At 71.6% G+C, this 271-nt stretch carries 1 pseudogene; it reads right to left on the reverse strand.

Annotation, left to right across the window (positions count from 1 at the left end):
- Positions 1 to 271 (reverse strand): annotated as a pseudogene (locus EQG76_RS17490) (acetyl-CoA carboxylase biotin carboxyl carrier protein); the annotation flags it as partial.

The raw sequence follows: 271 nt of genomic DNA on the forward strand, positions 1-271 counted from the left end.
CATGGGCGACTTCACCACGCCTGGGTGGGAAGTGTCCGGCCCGGCCGGGGCCGGCTCGGCCGGGGGCGCGGCCGGTGCCGCCGCGTGCTGGGGCGGCGCCTGCATGTAGACCGGGGCGGTCACGTCCATCGGCGCCATCTGTACCTGGCGCGCGACCCGGACGCGGGTGGTGCCCTGGTTGATCTCGATCTCGGTGAGGCCGGTGCGCTGGAGGAGTTCCGCCAGCTTCTCGATGAAGGAGGTTTCGACGTCGAGCTTGGCCATCAGTGGT

Origin of the sequence: Geminicoccus flavidas (assembly GCF_009806515.1) — a bacterium.
Lineage (GTDB): Bacteria > Pseudomonadota > Alphaproteobacteria > Geminicoccales > Geminicoccaceae > Geminicoccus > Geminicoccus flavidus.